Raw genomic sequence first — 15,878 nt, forward strand, 5'->3', positions numbered from 1 at the left:
TATATATCGCCACCCATGCGTACTCTTTTTGACACTGCCTTAGTCATCCAACCAACAGGACGATAGAAATGCACTTCCACCTCGATAGCCTCTGGCACGCAGAAGACGGCGCCATGGAGTTTGCCCTGATCAACTGCGGTGACACCCCTGTCACCAACCCGCGTCTGGTTTACACCACCCTTGTGCGCACCCTGCGCCCATCGCGCTGCACTGGTGCTACACTTGTTCGGCGTCAGGCCAACTTCCACGAATACACCTCGGAAGACGGTTATGTGCTGAACCCTGGTGAAACCTGGCGCTTCACCGAGCAGAGCCTCACCCGTCCGGCGCAACACTCCAACGAGGGCCCGAAATCAGCGGGCGTGGTGCTTGAGGACGGCACGCTCGTGCCTGTCTTTGCGAGCGAGTTGCAAGCGCCCGCTGCACTTGGCAAAGCCACGCCAACGGAAAACGCAGCCTTGTCCTGCGGAGTGCTTCCACAACCCAACCGGGTTGAGGTGAGCCACTGGTGCGCCAACGCTCCCATGCACTATGCCGTGGCGCAGCGCGATCTTGCCACCATTCAAGCGGTCTCCCATGTCGCCGACCTCACCCGTCGGCTGTACCCTCTCGCGCCAGTGCCTTTTGTTCTGACGGCAAAAGACGACGTGCCGCAGCTACAGATCACAACCGACTCGTCACTTGGAAATGAGGCCTACCGCATCACTTGGCAAAATGGTCAGCCCACGCTGTCCCACGCCACCAATCAAGGGCTTCTCTACGGCCTGATCACACTGGCCCAAACCCTGACCAACGCCTATCAGAACGCAGTCAATTACGGCGTGCCGTTCACCGGCGAAATCTCCGACGCCCCCCGCCACGAATGGCGCGGAGCGCATCTCGATGTCTCACGTCAAGTCTATCCGATGGAGCAAGTGCTGCGCTACGTGGACATCATGGCCTGGCACAAGATGAACCGCTTTCATTGGCACCTGACCGATGACGAAGGCTGGCGGTTGGAAATCAAAGCCTATCCGCAACTCACCGAGGTCGCAGCATTCACCGGCATGGACCTGCCTGTTCTGCCACAGCTTGGTGCCGATGTTGCTGGGCAAGGTGGTTTCTACACCCAAGACGATGCGCGCCATGTGGTGGCTCATGCCGCCATGCTGGGGGTCGAAGTGATGCCGGAAATTGACGTGCCGGGCCACTGCGCCTGCGTCCTTGGCGCATTGCCAGAGCTGGTCGATTCCGAAGAGCCGGAAAGCTACTGGTCGGTGCAAGGCTACGCCAACAATGCGCTCAACCCGGCAATCGAAGGCTCCTACACCTTTGCCACCAAAGTGCTCGAAGAGGTGCTCGACATCTTCCCGTTTGAGGTCGTTCACATTGGCGGTGACGAAGTGGCCGAAGACGCTTGGATGCAATCCCCCAAAGCGCAAGCCATGATGCGCGAGACCGGCCTCAAAGGCACCCACGAGCTCCAAGCCTATTTCCTGCGTCAAATTCAGGATTTCCTCGCCGACCGCGGTCGCAAACTGGGGGGCTGGGAAGAGGTCGCCCATGGCGGCGGTCTGGACCCGGAGAAGAGCCTTTTGTTCGCTTGGACCACCGTGGAAAAAACCGCAGAACTGGCCAACGATGGATACGATGTGGTCAGCACGCCGGGTCAGGCCTACTACCTCGACATGGCGCTGTCCGATGCGTGGTACGCGCCGGGCGCCAGCTGGGCGGGGTTCACCCCGTTGGACAAAACTTATGCCTTTGAAGCGGACAACGGTGACACCGCACTTCAGGGTCGTCTCAAAGGGGTTCAAGGCTGCATGTGGAGCGAACATCTCACGACGTTGGAGCGTCGTAATCACATGATTTACCCGCGCCTGAACGCCATTGCCGAAGCGGGGTGGAGCGAGGCTGAGAACAAATCCTTTGAGCGCTTCGCCGCGCTGGCGGAACTGATGCCACGCCTTTAACTAGAGAGCCCCCAGCCATTGGTTGGGGGCTTTTTCAATTTACAACTTAGTCGCCCAGCGGCTGTGGTCCGGTCCGACCATGATAGGCCGTCAAAGACGCCCGAATGCGGCGCAAGTTTTCCGTGGTCTCCGACGCCATGCCTTGCGCCACTGCCATCGCCAGCGCATCGACCAGAATCATATGCACATACCGCGAGGCTGTCGGTTTGTGGATGTCACGATCTTCCGGCAAATCCACCACAATTGGAATGCTGCACGCATCGGCCAAACGCGTGCCCGGCTTGGTGATGCAAATCGTGGTCGCACCATATCCACCAGCAATTTCCGCCGCGCCGACAATGGCATCAGCCTCGCCGCTGGCCGAAATTAGAAACAAGACGTCACCCGCCTTCAACGTCGCCGCCCGCATCTGCAGAATATAGCTGTCGCTGGTGGACACCGACGGGATGCCAAGACGGAAAAACCGGTTGGCGGCCTCTTGGGACACATTGGACGATCCCCCACCAATCCCGGCAAACAACACATGTTGGGTGTCCAGCAGCGCGGCTTTTGCCTGCTCCATCACATCGGAGTCAATCTGGTGGCGCATCGTATTTGTGGCGGCAAACAGCGCCGCGAGAATTTGATCAACCGCCGTGTCACCTGCAGCCGGGGCTGGCAGCGGATCGGCGGAGAGATATTGTCGGCTGACCGCCAGGTTTTGTGCCAACCTCAGCTTAAATTCCCGGAAGCCATCACAGCCCAACGTCCGACAAAACCGGATCACTGTGGGCGTGCTGACCTCACAGTGTTTGGCCAATTCCGCTATGTTCATGGAACTGACATCTTCGAGGTGTGCTTTGACGTAATTGGCCACCTTTTGCTCCTGCGTCGCCAGCTTGCCGTCGTGGTGATGCAGCGCGGAGATCACATCACCCGCTCCGGCGCGTCCCTTTTTGGGAGGCAGGTTGTCCAGATTCGATTCGGTGGCGTTATCGGTCACATCAGCCTCACATCTCGCTCAACGATATGTAATTCAGATACATTTTCGCGTCAAACAGGACAAAAACCTCCCTTTAGTTACGGCGACTTGCTGCCAATTATGTACCTTAGTAACGAATAATGCTTGATTGCCCGCCGAATTTGAAAATATACGTACCTAAAGTACACATATCGTTCAAGGGGAGGGGGCCGATGCGTCACTGGGCAGAAACTGCCAGCGCGAAGATCAACAAAGTGGTTGAGGCCATTGTTGCAGCCCTGATGCTGGCTTTGGTGCTTGATGTCTGGCTCGGAGTGGTCGACCGCTACTTCTTTCACTGGCAACTGCCGTGGCCAGAAGTGCTGGCCCGCTATCTGATGATCTGGGCCGCGATGTTGGCGGTGTCATCCGGCATTGCCCGGCGCGACCACATTGGCCTGACGGCCTTTATCATGGTTCTGCCATATCAAGTCCGCCGCGCCGTTTTGATCCTAATGGACATCATTGCTCTGGCGCTGTTCCTCTACGTGGCATGGTATGGCATCGCCTTTGCCCAATCCGGCGCCCCACGTCAGGCGATGATCTTTGGTGTCAGCCTCGCGCCTTTCTATGCCGCGATCCCAGTGGCCGCGATCTTATCCTCTCTTCAGCTTGCGCTCGTTTTGTTGCGCGACCTGGGCACGCATATCGACAATCCGCCCTTCTCTGATCACCTCGAAGAGGAAACCTCATGATTGTCGCCATCACATTTGTGCTGCTCATCTTGTTTGGCATGCCCATTGGCTTTGCCATTGGCTTGGCAGGTGTTGTGGGTCTGATCGACATGGCTGGCACACAGTTTCTCGCCATCGGCCCAAGCAAGGTTTTTAACGGCCTGAACATTTTCCCATTCCTTGCGATGCCGTTTTTCATCCTAGCTGGGGAGATTATGAATGACATCGGCATCACCAACCGCTTGGTGAAGCTGGCGCAAGTGCTGGTTGGTCGCTTCCGTGGCGGCTTGGCCCACACCAACATGCTCGCCTCGGTCTTTTTCGCCGGCCTCACCGGCTCTGCCACCGCTGACGCCGCCGCCTTTGGCCGCACGTTGGTCCCCGCGATGGTGAAAGAAGGCTACAAACGGGATTACGCCTGCGCCGTGACCGCCGCCGGCTCCATCATCGGCCCCACCATTCCGCCTTCCGGCCTGATGGTGGTCTATGGTTCCCTAATGGGCGTTTCGATTGCAGGCCTGTTTGCAGCCGGTGTCCTCCCCGGCCTCGTGATCTGCCTTGTTTGCATGTGCGTCATCGCCATTGGCGGCAAGCGTGAAAACCTGCCCAAAGCTGTGCGTGGAGCCACGCCACGCGAAATGAGGGACACCTTTGTCTCTTCCCTCACCGCGCTCGCCATGCCCGTCATCATCCTCGGCGGTATCTTGGGTGGCATCGTCACCCCCACCGAAGCGGCATCAATCGCCGTGGCCTATGCGGTGTTCATCGGCGTGTTTGTTTACCGCACCCTGACCATCAAAGGCTTCTACGGCATGTTGGTGCGTACCGCGCGCATCACCGGCGTGATCTTTGTCATCATCGCCTTTGCTGGCATCCTTGGCTGGTGGATGAGCTTTGAGCGCATCCCACAACTGATCGCGGAAACCGTGCTGGGTCTTTCTGACAACCGCTATGCTGTGATCGCCATCATCATTGGTCTCTTGCTGCTGGTTGGCATGGTGATGGACATCACCGCCATCCTGATCATCTTGGCCCCGGTCCTAGTGCCGCTGACCGAACAGGTTGGCCTCGAGCCGATCCACGCAGGCATCATTTTTGTGCTGGCACTGAACATCTCGTTGATGACGCCACCGGTCGGTGCCTGCCTCTTTGTCTTATCCTCGGTCACCGGCGAAAAACTGGAACGCATCTCCATCAAGCTGATTCCGTTTTTGCTCGCGGAAGTCGCTATTCTTTTTGCCTTTGCCTTCTGGGAGGACGCCGCGCTCTGGCTGCCCCGAATGCTCGGCTTTGCACAATAACCACCAAAAACTAAACCCAACGGGAGGAACCCATGAAAACACTTATCAAAGGTCTGGCAATCGCCGCGACAATGACCGCGACCAGCGCATCCGCTGGCGGCGTGATCAAATTTGGCCACGACAACAAAACAGACCCGTTTGAAAACCCGGCCCACGCCTGTACCGCCGTGTTCTCCAACATCGTGACAGCCGACACCAACGGCTCGGTCTCCGTTGAAGTCTTCGGCTCCAACCAACTGGGTTCCGCCGCAGAGCATGTGCAGCAGGTCCGCGATGGCATCATTCAAGCCACCTTGACCTCCACTGGCGCGCTGGCCAGCTACTACCCACGTATCGACGTGCTGAACCTGCCATTTGCCTTCAACGGCAACGCTTCCACCTACGAAGTGTTTGACGGTGACTTTGGCAAAGAACTGGCCGCTGACATCGAAGTAGAACTGGGCGACGTTGTGGTTCTGGGCTTCCCGGACACCGGCGGTTTCTTCGCCGTGACCAACTCCAAACACGCGATTGCCGACCTGAAAGACTTCGAAGGCATCCGCATCCGCACCATGACCCTGCCATCGCATCAGAAGATCATGCAGTCTTTGGGCGCAGAGGCCTATCCATTGTCTTGGGGCGAAGTCTACTCCGGCCTGCAAACCGGCGTGATCGACGGTCAGATGAACCCGGTGCCAATCATCTCTTTTGCCAACTTCGCCGAAGTGCAAAAGCACATGACCCTGACCAACCACCTGTTCTCGCCATACACTTTCATGATCAACCGCGCATTTTATGAAGGCCTGAGCGACAGCGAGCGTGCCACCATTCACACCGCAGCAGAAAACTGTGTGGCTGCAAGCCGTGGCCTGTCCCGTATCATCGAAGCCTCTGATCGTGGTCTGGCGGGCCTGATGGACAAAATCGAAGTGACCGCTCTGTCCGCAGAACAGCGTGCCGCCATGGCAGGTGCCGCGCAGCCTGCGTTTGAATCCCATGTTGCGGAAAACATGGACGCCCGCGCCGGTGAGCTTCTCGCCAAGTTCAAGGCTGAGGTTTCTGCGGCCAACGCTGCCAGCTACCTCGATTAAACCGATCCCACCCCGCACCTCCAATTATGGGTGGGGACTTGGGCAAGCATCCTGTGTGATGCTTGCCCGACTTGATTAACAAAGGACCAAACCATGCGGGTTTTCTGTGCTTCGGTTGCCACCGAAACCAACACTTTTTCGCCGTTGCGCACCGATTTTGCTGATTTTGCACAGAGCTTTTATGCCCCACCCGGAGAACACCCAGAGACTCCAACGCTATGTAGCGCGGTTTTTCCCGCTCTTCGCAAGCGCGCCAACGCAGGCGAGGTTGAGCTGATCGAAGGCACCGCCACCTGGGCCGAGCCCGGCGGATTGGTGAACGCGCGCACTTGGGATCGCCTGCGCGAAGAGGTGCTGGATCAGCTGAGAGCCGCCCTGCCAGTTGAAGCCGTTGTCCTGGGTCTGCATGGCGCGATGATTGCTGATGGGTGTGTCGATTGCGAAGGCACCTTACTCGAAGCTGTGCGCGATATTGTCGGCCCTGCCGTCACCATTGGCGTGACCTTTGACCCGCACAGCCACCTCAGCGACAAACGCGTGAAAAACGCCGACATCATCACGGTGTTCAAAGAATTTCCCCACACGGATTTTGTCGAAACCGGCGAAGCCTGTGTTGACCTGACCCTGCGCGCCGCCCGTGGCGAGATCATTCCGCAGATCTCTGTGTTTGATGTACGCATGATGGACGTGCTGCCCACCAGCCGCCACCCGATGCGTGGCTTTGTGGACAAGATGATGGCGCTCGAGGCAGATGGCTCGGCCCTGTCAATCTCCACCATCCACGGCTTTATGGCGGGCGACTCCCCGGACCTCGGCGCCAAGATCATTGTGATCAGCAATGGGGACAAACCAGCAGGCACCCAGTTGGCGCGCGAGCTTGGCTTGGAGCTATTCTCTTTTCGCGGCACGACAAAGCCGGAGTTTCTGACGGTCGAAGACGCCCTCACCAGCGCAACCTCTGCAAGCACCGGCCCAGTGATCATCGCGGATGTCTGGGACAATCCCGGTGGCGGTGTTGCTGGTGACTCTACCATCCTGCTGCAAGCGGCGCTGGACACGAACGTCGCCAATATGGCGCTTGGCACCATCTGGGACCCAATGGCCGTCCGTCTGTGCCACGCGGCTGGCGAAGGCGCAGAATTCGACCTGCGGTTTGGGGGCAAGACCTCCGCCCACGCAGGCGCGCCAATCGACGCAACCGTAACCGTTCTGAAGGTGGCCACTGACGCTGTGCAAAGCTTTGGCGACTCGATTGTGCCGCTGGGTGACTGCGCGGTGATCGACGTGAATGGCATCAATGTGGTGCTCAACTCCAACCGCTCTCAAACCTTTTCACCGGACCTGTTCACCAACCTTGGCATCGACATTGCTGCCAAGCAGGTTGTGGCGGTGAAATCGACCAACCACTTCCACGGCGCCTTTGCTCCGGTTGCCGCAGACATCCTGTATGCGGCCGTCAACGGCCCGTATCCAAACGACCCAACCACGACTCCTTACACCCGCCTGACGCGCCCGCTGTGGCCCATTGTTGAGGCGCCGCATGAAGAGGCACTGGCATGACATTCCCATCCATCGACACCCCAGCAGTCCTGATTGACCTCAACATCGCCGAGGCCAACATCGATCGCTACCAGGCCTACTGCACCGATCAAAAATTACATCTGCGGCCGCACATCAAAACTCACAAACTGCCTATGCTGGCAAAACGCCAGCTCGAGGCGGGTGCGGTTGGTATTTGTTGCCAAAAAGTCAGTGAGGCTGAGGCCATGATAGCCGACGGCGGCATCGAAGACGTGCTGATAACGTACAACATTCTCGGGGCTGACAAATTGGCCCGCCTGCGCGAACTTTCAGAAAAGGTCCGCCTCAGCGTCATTGCTGACAGCAAGGCAACCGTGGATGGCCTTTCCGACACATTTGCCGGGGCCTCAACACCCTTAACGGTGCTTGTAGAATGTGACACCGGCGGCGCGCGCTGTGGCGTGATGACCTCGGAACAGGCCGCCGATCTTGCAGCCTATACCGACGCACAACCCGGTCTGACCTTTGGTGGCCTGATGACTCATCCCCCAACGGGACAGGAAGCCGCTGTGCAAAATTGGCTGTCCTCAGCCACTGATCTCATCTCCGCGTCCGGCCTTATGGTCCCAGTGGTCTCCATCGGCAGCTCCCCTGGCATGTGGTTGGCCCACGACGTGCCGATCGCCACCGAGTACCGGATTGGCACCTACATCTATAATGACCGCTCCCTTGTGGCCCATGGTGTCTGCACCGAGGACGATTGCGCCCTCACCGTTCTGGCCACCGTGGTTTCCGTGCCAGACGGCTCACGCGCCATCATCGACGCAGGCTCCAAAGTGCTGACGTCCGATCTGCTTGGCCTGCAGGGACACGGCAAAGTCATTGGCCGCCCTGACATCACAATTTCCGGCCTCGCCGAAGAGCACGGCATCCTGACCGCTGAAACCATAAACCTCACCGTCGGCGACCGCCTGCGCATCATCCCTAACCATGCCTGCGTGGTGACCAATATGATGGATGAGGTGCAACTGATACGTGAAGAAACCCAGCTCGGTCCCCATCCCGTTGCCGCGCGCGGCAAGGTCTGGTGACCCCCGCGCCCAAACCATTTCTCTTTTAACCAAACACAAGGACTCCAAGACATGAGCAGCAAAAAAATCGTACGCCTCGGAGATGATCGCACCGGTGCCGGTGGACAGCCTCTGCCATTTGCCCCGGCCGTACGTGCCGGCGACTTCGTCTTCATCTCCGGCCAAGTGGCGATGAAAGAAAACGGCGAGATCGAAGACGGTGGTATCGAAAGCCAGACCCGCCGCACCATGGAAAACCTGATCAAAGCGCTAGAACTGGCCGACTGCACCCTGGAAGACATCGCCAAAGTTGGCGTCTGGCTCGACGATCCCCGCGATTTTTGGACCTTCAACCGTGTCTACGCCAGCTACTTCCCCAACGGCGGCCCAGCCCGCTCCACTGTGCGTTCTCAGATCATGGTCGATGCCAAGGTGGAGATCGACGCAATGGTCTACAAACCACTGGACTAAAAAGGCGTCACAAGACTGGAAGTTGTGTTTTGGCCCGCCGCTCTGGCGGGTCTATTTCACGCCAAATTGATAGTACCTACATTTCTATCAAGCGTAGCGTCCTCTATCGGGTCTCAATTGGAGATTGAGCAAAACATAATGTTGCGACAGGGCAATTGGCGGTGCATGATCGAACTCAAGAGCTATCTACCTGCCTAATCTGTCAACCAATCAACACAACCCGGTTACCCTCATTCCCGCGCCCTAAAGAAGCATTCACGGTCAATTTTGTTTGCATCCAGTAGATGAAGAAGCGCGTCGCTCAGGGACGTGGCATCACCCAGGGCATCGTGGGCTCGCAAGGTGGGTCGGCTCAAACCAAAGAATTGCGACAATCCAGCGCTATTGACGTTTGCAATATCACGCTCTGATATTGCCGAAGACATCACCGATTTTAGGTTGAAAAACCGTTGTGCCGGAATAGGGGGACACACTCCCTGGACAAAACAGCTGATGCCCAACGCAAAGAGCTCATCTTTGCCCCAACTCCAAAAATCGCTGCCCAGAGAAAAACTGTCCAGCATCATTAGAGCATCGCGCAAAGACACGCCTTCGGTGTCCAATCGATGGTCCGTCAAACCTGTTAACTGAACGAAATACGGATCGAGCTTACAAACACGACCATGTCTGTCTTGCGGCGTTACAATCACGTTCAGCGTATTGACGACCCGGGCTGGTCTCTGCAAGTCGACCAGGACCGCTCCAATTTGGACCAGTATTGGATCTGGGTCATTTGCTGCAGACCACACGCGATACATTGCCCCATCACGCGACATGTATTCCGTATCGAATATGACAATTTTTGACATTTAATTATCCCATTACATTGATCGGCCGTCGAGCCGACCCTTTTGTTCCCAAGATCAAAAAACACATTAGGCCCGCCTACGTGAATGTGTGAACGCGTCTCGCCGGGGTCTCAGCTTCTTTCGGCAGCCACACCAATTGCTGCAAAACATGCACATCAAGCGGGTCAAGACCGCGCCCCAACGGTTTTGCAAACGACTTCAAGCCAACCTGTCAAAACACCTAGTCCCCAAATTTTTGTAGATTCCTCCCTAACTCACATCTAGTGTGCATATGCGCATATGTACTTATGGGTATAATAATGAGTCTCACTCATAGAACAATAAGTGGAGGATAGAAATGTTATTTGGAAAGACGTGTTGCGCCCTGTTTAGCGCAGCTTCGATCATGGTTATGGCGACCACCATTCAAGCCAACGAAGCTTGGCCGGACTTGCCTGTTGGGTTCAAAAATGGCGTATTTGCCCAAGACGGCAACACCGCCTTTATTGGACTAGGATCCACTGGGGACGCCCTTTTTTCGATGGATTTAGGATCCGACGTCCGCAGTTGGAAAGCGATGAGTTCTTTTCCTGGGCCATCTACAAATGGGGCCGCATTTGCTCTGGCTGGCGACAAGCTTTTTGTTTTCTCAGGCTCCGGCAAAGCGAACCCAGGCGACGCCTCACCAATCATTTTCACTGATGTTTATGCGTATGACACTTTGGCCGACACTTGGTCCAAGATCGACACCGCCACGCCGGTGGGTCTGCTGGGAGCTTCGGCCTATGCAATTGACGAGGACCGCATCGCGATCTTCGGCGGCTACAACAAAGAGCTGTTTGATGGCTACCTCCATGATGTCCTGACCACCGATAAGGAAAAAGAGCCAGAAAAGTGGCAAAAGATCGTGGATGACTACATGGGTATGCCACCCGAAGACTATCTCTGGAACACACAGGTACTGTTGTACACGGTGTCCACAAACTCTTGGTCTGATCTCGGTGAAAACCCCTACTTGCCCAACACAGGTTCGGCCGTAGTTGAAAATGACAAAGGTATTTTGCTCATCAACGGCGAAGTAAAACCGGGGCTGCGCACTCCAAAAATCAAGCAGGTTGCCTTTGAAGACAACGGTGCGACGTGGACAGAGATGCCGCAACTTCCGGCACGGGTCGGAGCATCTTTGCAGGAAGGTCTTGCAAGCCCATTCGCAGGGTATTCAGGCGACGTACTGATTGTGGCTGGCGGTGCCAACTTCCACGGCGCCCGCGCTCGCGGGTTTGCTGAACAATGGTTTACGCACGCTGGTTATCCGAAAGCCTTCAACGCCGATATTTACGTGATGAAAGAAGGCTGGTCCAAACAGGTCAATGACTTGCCTACGGGTCTAGCTTACGGCGCGACATTCACGACCCCGGAAGGCATCTTGGCCGTTGGCGGAGAAGATGGCGAACGTGCGGCACGGACAGAGGCCTTCCAACTGAGCTGGGACGGTGAACAAGTGGTTGTCACCAATTAACGCCCGCGCTGTCGGCGGTTCGCAATGGGCCAATCGCCGACAGAACCCAACAAAGTTTAACTTGCAGCGCTCGCTTTCAGCCTAATTGGCTGTTAGACAACCCGAAACTTACCTAAATTCGCTAATCCTGGTCAGCTTAATGAACCAAACACCCAATTCCCAAGTGCTTGCCGCCAAGCGTCGTGTTTCGGATACAGTCGCCGACGTAATACTGAGCCGCATTATGAGTGGTGAGTATCACGAGGGAGAGTTTTTACCCTCTGAAAAAGAAATGATGACGGAGTTCGATGTTGGGCGGGTTAGTGTTCGCGAAGCGATCGCATCTCTGAGGTGGCGAGGTTTTCTGAAAGTAAAACAAGGCGAGCGCCCGCGCACATCAATGCCCGACCCTCAGGTTGTCATTCAACAGATATCGCATGTGGCGCATTCCATTCTGGGATCCCCGAAAGGGGTCGAACAATTCAATCAGGCTCGGCTTATTTTTGAGCAAGGAGTGGTGCAATTTGTTGTCACTCATGCCAGCGATTCCGAAATAGACATAATCAGCGGGGTGCATGCGGAAAACGCCGCTCTGTTGGGGCAACCAAATACATTTGTCGAGGGGGACGTCGCATTTCATCGCGCGCTCGTAAATGTCACCAAAAATCCGATCCTGATCTCGTCACACACGGCCTTGGTGGAATGGCTCATTCTTGATCGGGTGCAGAAATCAAAAAAGAACCCAATGGAAAGTCACAAGGAACACGAAGCCATCATCGCGGCAATTCAAGCGCGCGACATTCGTGGCGCCCTACAGGCAGTGTCAGATCACCTACAAAAAACGGTTTCCTCCTGACGACAAGCAACACGAAGTTCCAGAAATCATAGCCGGACATCATAACGGAGATTCCAGCCGCGCACCAAAACAGGCTGGGCATCATTGATGGGTTTAGGGTGTATGTTCCAGACACTGGTACACACCGTCACGCAACACACCCACACTGTTCAAATCACTATCAAGCATCGTTATGGACGCACTAAATCCAACCGCAATTTGACCGTAGGTGTTGTGCACTCCAGCCGCGCGCGCGGGATTGGCGCTGGCAAACACCGCAGCGTCACCCAAGGTGGCCTCGGTCATTTGCGTGATATTCCTAACTGCTTCATTCATGGTCAGATGCGCACCGCCAATTGTGCCATCCTCGCCATTCAATCGTCCATTCTCCAGCACGATGCGTTTTCCGTACAACATCATTTCCGTAGAGTTACCGTTCATCGTTTGCATCGCATCCGTGACCAAACAGAGCCGTTCGGGAATGGACCTAACCGCAAGATTGAGATTGCGGGGATGCACATGATACCCGTCTGCAATAAGGCCGGCAAAAAAGTCTCCGCTGCCAAGGGCCGCACCCACGACACCCGGATCTCGAGCGGTTGATTGGCGCATGGCATTGAAAAGATGTGTCACCCCCACGACGCCTGAACGCGATGCCAAATCCATGTCCTCTGCACTTGCTTCGGTGTGGCCAGCAAACAGCTTGATGCCACTGTCACTGAGCTGCCTTAGCAATTGAGGATTCTGCTCCTCTGGGGCAAGTGTGAGAAGAATGTTGATCGACTTGGCCGCCTCACAGAGCAAGTCAGCATCTGTTTTGGTTAGGGGGCGAATAAAGTCGGAACGGTGAATGCCAGGCCTCACCGGAGAAATGAAAGGGCCTTCCAAATGAATGCCAGCCACGCCGGGCACCCCAGACGCGACGGCCTGCGTCACAACCTCAAGCGCTTCGATAAAGCCGCTATCTGGTGCGGTGGTAAACGTTGGAAAAATATGTGTCGCGCCGCCGCGCGCAGAGGCGGATACCAACGTTTCAAGCGCAGCCACGGAAACGTCAAAATTGAACTGCACGTCGCCAGCGCCATTAATTTGCAAATCAATAAACCCCGGCATGGCCACAGGCACACGAATGGCGTCTTTGGGTACATCACTGGGCGAAACGCCTTCATGCACTGCAGTAATTTGTTTCTTAGAAAAGCAGATTAGTGAGTTGGGTTTTGAAGTTAGAGAGGCGCCGTCATACAGCGCGTCGGCAAACACAAATGAACACAGTTTGGGATCAACCATTGTTTAGCGGACTTTCCTGACCATCTGGATGCACAAGGTGATAATAATTGCCAAGCTCGAGTTCCTGCGCAGCATCCTCATCCAGCATCACAGTTACCTTTTTATGCATTTGCAAAGCGCTAGCGGGACAGGCTGCGGAAACAGGACCTTCAATCATAGACCGAACGGCCGCTGCTTTGCTGGAGCCTGTGCCCACAATCAGACATTCAGCAGATTTCAGGATTGTCCCGATACCAACCGTAAGCGCGTATCTGGGCACCTCGTCCATCGTCTTAAAAAATCGGTGATTTGCGTTTCGTGTACTTTCCGTCAACGTCTTAAGACGGGTTTCCGAAGCAAGGCTGGATGTCGGTTCATTAAAACCAATGTGGCCATTTTCGCCAATCCCTAACAACTGAAGATCTATCCCGCCAGAAGCCAGAATTTGCGCTTCAAATTGCGCTGCGGCTTGCCCCGGATCCGTGCCTTGGGACATCGGAACATATGTGCGCTCCGGATTGATGTCTATTTGGGAGAAAAGATGATGAGTCATGTATGTGCGATACGAGGCAGGGTTATCCTCGGGAATTCCCCAATACTCATCAAGGTTGAACGTCGTGACCTCAGACCATTTGGTGCTGAATTTCCGTGTCATGGAAACCAGCTTGGCATAGACGTCTTCCATCGTGCCGCCGGTCGCCAATCCCAAAACCGACTTTGGCCGCTGTTTCACTTGTTTTAGCAAGCAACGCGCGGCATGCGTTTTGGCCTCTTCAGCGGTTTTGAAGATCAATACCTTCACTGGGACGCGCCTTTCGTGATGGCAGCAGACAAAGCTCCATACATCGCGCTATGTTTGCCCAACCCCGCCGGAACAATTTGCGGCTGAAATTGCATCGGCTCCTTTGATAGGTGCCGCTTGACGCCACTTAGGAAGCCTTCTGCCAATCCGACACCACCACCAAGAACAACGCGCTCAACCCCCAGAACTGCAACCAGATTGGCGCAGAGTTCGGCGATAGATGAGCACGCATCCTCAAACAGCACTTGTGCCCAATGCTCTCCTGCAGTCGCGGCGGCAAAAACTTGATGGCACGTAACGGGACCATGCCCCAACTGCTGTGCCATGGCTTCGATTGCACGGCCTGAGGCCCTGCTTTCATATGTGCCCATTCGTCCACATCCGCACTGACGCACGCCATTTCGGCTTACCATCGCGCCGACGTGACCTAGCATGCCATTTGGAGAATGCAGTGGTGCGCCATTCAACACAAAGCCAGCTGAAATACCGGTTGAAACAGTCAAATAGGCCAAAGAGGATACATTCTGACCAGCACCATAGCGATACTCACCAATCGCGGCCGCCTGAGTGTCGTTCAATGCTACCACCCCCGGCCCAAGAACATTGGACAAACTTTTTGCAAGCGGCAATTGATCGAGGTCTTTCAGGATGGAGTGGTTAACAGATGACCACAAGCCTTGATCGTCTAGCTTACCAGCAACAGCAACGCCAATGGGCGCGCCTTCTTTGTATCCGATCTCTTTGGAAATCTGCTCCAATTCCCGCACCAAAACGGCCGGGCCATCCGCGCTCTTTGTTTTGCGAACAAGCGCGTTCTGAACCTTCCCGCGCGCAAATGAGACAGCGGCCAGTTTGGTGCCGCCCAAATCAACTGCAAAACCGTTCAATTCAGTCACTGTGTGTGTCACCATTTTCGTCGTCCCGCGTTCGCAATGCCTCGTGGAATTTTGCAGTGTTGACCTCCAACCGCGTGAGGACCGTGCCGACGGTCACGCAATCCGCGCCTGCCTCCAAAGCCATGCGTGCCATCTGTGGCGTGTCATAGCGCCCTTCCGCCATCACAAAGCGGTTCAATTGACGCAGATCCGAAACGAGTTTTAGATCTGGCCCACGGCTGTCGGTTTCTGTTTCTGCCGTGTAGCCGGACAACGTTGATCCCAGAATTTGCGCGCCACCAGTGGCGGCTGCCGAGGCATCCGCAAATGTCGCACAGTCGGCCATTGCCAGACAGTTGTGCGAAAGGATGGTGCCCAGAATCTCAGCGGCAGAAATTGGCCTGACACGATCGGTGGCATCATAGGCAATTACATCTGCGCCCGCTTTCGCCAGGTCGACAACATCCTGCACCCAAGGGGTTATGCGAACCGGGCTGTCACTCAAATCGCGTTTAACAATACCGATGATCGGAAAGCATAACCCTGCTCTAACCGCGGCCACATTGTCCGCACCTTCGACCCTTACCCCAACCGCGCCACCGGCTATTGCGGCCTGAGCCATCGCCAAAATGATATCCGGACGATCCATGGGACCGTTTTCAACTGGTTGGCAAGACACCACCAACCCGCCTTGAAGTTGCTTCAGTTCGTTCATT

General features: G+C 55.8%; 15 protein-coding genes. 9 read left to right on the forward strand and 6 right to left on the reverse strand.

Annotated features, from left to right (window positions below):
• The first annotated feature begins 68 nt into the window (after positions 1 to 68).
• Positions 69 to 1,952 carry a beta-N-acetylhexosaminidase gene (locus QOL67_RS02195; RefSeq protein ID WP_283424301.1) on the forward strand — a complete coding sequence of 628 codons (1,884 nt, stop codon included), beginning with the start codon at positions 69 to 71 and terminating at the stop codon, positions 1,950 to 1,952.
• Positions 1,953 to 1,998: 46 nt separating this feature from the next.
• Here the strand turns inward: QOL67_RS02195 and QOL67_RS02200 are convergent, their stop codons facing one another.
• A complete protein-coding gene (locus QOL67_RS02200; RefSeq protein ID WP_283424302.1) occupies positions 1,999 to 2,934 on the reverse strand; it encodes a MurR/RpiR family transcriptional regulator in 936 nt (311 codons plus the stop codon).
• 191 nt (positions 2,935 to 3,125) lie between these two features.
• Between QOL67_RS02200 and QOL67_RS02205 the strand changes: the two genes are divergently transcribed.
• From QOL67_RS02205 to QOL67_RS02230, 6 genes are all read left to right on the forward strand, one after another.
• Entirely contained in the window at positions 3,126 to 3,647 is a 522-nt protein-coding gene (locus tag QOL67_RS02205) for a TRAP transporter small permease (protein ID WP_283424303.1), read from the forward strand.
• Positions 3,644 to 4,927: a TRAP transporter large permease gene (locus QOL67_RS02210; protein WP_283424304.1), complete on the forward strand. Its 1,284-nt coding sequence runs from the start codon at positions 3,644 to 3,646 to the stop codon at positions 4,925 to 4,927. The genes QOL67_RS02205 and QOL67_RS02210 overlap by 4 nt, the downstream gene beginning before the upstream one ends.
• A gap of 32 nt (positions 4,928 to 4,959) precedes the next feature.
• Positions 4,960 to 5,997, forward strand: coding sequence for a TRAP transporter substrate-binding protein (locus QOL67_RS02215; RefSeq protein ID WP_283424305.1), 1,038 nt, complete (start codon positions 4,960 to 4,962; stop codon positions 5,995 to 5,997).
• Between the two features lie 93 nt (positions 5,998 to 6,090).
• Positions 6,091 to 7,557 (forward strand): M81 family metallopeptidase, encoded by a 1,467-nt coding sequence (locus tag QOL67_RS02220; protein WP_283424306.1) that lies wholly within the window; start codon positions 6,091 to 6,093, stop codon positions 7,555 to 7,557.
• Positions 7,554 to 8,609 (forward strand): D-TA family PLP-dependent enzyme, encoded by a 1,056-nt coding sequence (locus tag QOL67_RS02225; RefSeq protein ID WP_283424307.1) that lies wholly within the window; start codon positions 7,554 to 7,556, stop codon positions 8,607 to 8,609. Before QOL67_RS02220 ends, QOL67_RS02225 begins: the two co-directional genes overlap by 4 nt.
• 51 nt (positions 8,610 to 8,660) lie before the next feature.
• Positions 8,661 to 9,059, forward strand: a complete 399-nt coding sequence (locus QOL67_RS02230) for a RidA family protein (RefSeq protein ID WP_283424308.1) — start codon at positions 8,661 to 8,663, stop codon at positions 9,057 to 9,059.
• A 230-nt stretch (positions 9,060 to 9,289) separates the two neighbouring features.
• Here QOL67_RS02230 and QOL67_RS02235 read toward each other — a convergent pair whose 3' ends face one another.
• Positions 9,290 to 9,907 carry a 3'-5' exonuclease family protein gene (locus tag QOL67_RS02235; RefSeq protein ID WP_283424309.1) on the reverse strand — a complete coding sequence of 206 codons (618 nt, stop codon included), beginning with the start codon at positions 9,905 to 9,907 and terminating at the stop codon, positions 9,290 to 9,292.
• A gap of 337 nt (positions 9,908 to 10,244) precedes the next feature.
• Between QOL67_RS02235 and QOL67_RS02240 the strand changes: the two genes are divergently transcribed.
• Together QOL67_RS02240 and QOL67_RS02245 are read left to right on the forward strand one after the other, a co-directional pair.
• Positions 10,245 to 11,405 (forward strand): N-acetylneuraminate epimerase, encoded by a 1,161-nt coding sequence (locus QOL67_RS02240; protein ID WP_283424310.1) that lies wholly within the window; start codon positions 10,245 to 10,247, stop codon positions 11,403 to 11,405.
• A 139-nt stretch (positions 11,406 to 11,544) separates the two neighbouring features.
• Positions 11,545 to 12,240 carry an FCD domain-containing protein gene (locus tag QOL67_RS02245; RefSeq protein WP_283424311.1) on the forward strand — a complete coding sequence of 232 codons (696 nt, stop codon included), beginning with the start codon at positions 11,545 to 11,547 and terminating at the stop codon, positions 12,238 to 12,240.
• A gap of 93 nt (positions 12,241 to 12,333) precedes the next feature.
• Here the strand turns inward: QOL67_RS02245 and nagA are convergent, their stop codons facing one another.
• Genes nagA through QOL67_RS02265 form a run of 4 tightly spaced genes read right to left on the reverse strand, consistent with a single transcriptional unit; the run spans position 12,334 to position 15,877 of the window.
• The gene (gene nagA / locus QOL67_RS02250; protein ID WP_283424312.1) at positions 12,334 to 13,506 is read right to left on the reverse strand and encodes an N-acetylglucosamine-6-phosphate deacetylase; all 1,173 of its coding nucleotides are present in this window, start codon (positions 13,504 to 13,506) and stop codon (positions 12,334 to 12,336) included.
• Positions 13,499 to 14,287, reverse strand: a complete 789-nt coding sequence (gene nagB / locus QOL67_RS02255; protein ID WP_283424313.1) for a glucosamine-6-phosphate deaminase — start codon at positions 14,285 to 14,287, stop codon at positions 13,499 to 13,501. The genes nagA and nagB overlap by 8 nt, the downstream gene beginning before the upstream one ends.
• A complete protein-coding gene (locus QOL67_RS02260; protein ID WP_283424314.1) occupies positions 14,284 to 15,198 on the reverse strand; it encodes an ROK family protein in 915 nt (304 codons plus the stop codon). Before QOL67_RS02260 ends, nagB begins: the two co-directional genes overlap by 4 nt.
• Positions 15,176 to 15,877: an N-acetylmannosamine-6-phosphate 2-epimerase gene (locus QOL67_RS02265; protein ID WP_283424315.1), complete on the reverse strand. Its 702-nt coding sequence runs from the start codon at positions 15,875 to 15,877 to the stop codon at positions 15,176 to 15,178. The genes QOL67_RS02260 and QOL67_RS02265 overlap by 23 nt, the downstream gene beginning before the upstream one ends.
• Position 15,878 lies beyond the last annotated feature (1 nt).

Origin of the sequence: Shimia sagamensis, from assembly GCF_900182745.1 — a bacterium.
Taxonomy (GTDB): Bacteria; Pseudomonadota; Alphaproteobacteria; order Rhodobacterales; family Rhodobacteraceae; genus Shimia; species Shimia sagamensis.